The following is a 698-nucleotide window of genomic DNA, read 5'->3' on the forward strand; positions in this document are numbered from 1 at the left end:
GGATGATTGATCGTCCGATGTTGCTTGATAGGGTTGACTTTCAGTTTGACGAGCCTAGTTATTCAGATGAATTTTCGCTTATGTTTCCGTGCGCACTGAACTTTGGTGCCGAGCGAAATGTCTTTGCATTTAACAAACGAATGCTTGGATTACCCATTAAGCAAGATCCGCATACTCTTGTAAATTTCCTCAGCCACGCGCCTCAATCTTTGCTGACGCAATTTAGGGCAGATGATAGCGTCACAGCACAAGTGAAAAGGCTTTTAATTGATGCTTATGCTAAGTCATCAACTCTAAGTTTTGATGATACTTCAGGACATCTAAATACAACCACACATACGCTCAGACGTCGCTTAAAAGAAGAAGGGCACAGCTTTCAAGAGATCAAAGACAGTGTGCGTCGAGAGAGGGCATTCTTACTGTTAAAGACATCTGATATATCCGTGAATCAACTATCAGAGTTGCTCGGCTTCTCTGAACCAGCCGCGTTTATTCGTGCTTTCAAGAAGTGGTCAGGTCAAAGCCCAACCGCATTTCGTAGTCCAAAATCAGAATCTCATTAAATCCAATTTTTCTCTCCAGTGCTTTCGAAGTATGAGTATTTCACTTCTGTTTTGCGTCATTTTTGATCTGTGAAACATAGTCTTACCGAACTTTTAGCTTTCGTTAAACCTGTAAGAAAAGATCAACAAGCTTGT

General features: G+C 41.3%; 1 protein-coding gene. It reads left to right on the forward strand.

Annotated features, from left to right (window positions below; genetic code table 11):
* On the forward strand, window positions 1-563 hold a 563-nt coding region (locus A3738_RS28685; protein WP_156504577.1), incomplete at its 5' end, for an AraC family transcriptional regulator.
* Window positions 564-698 lie beyond the last annotated feature (135 nt).

This window comes from Oleiphilus sp. HI0066, from assembly GCF_001635725.1.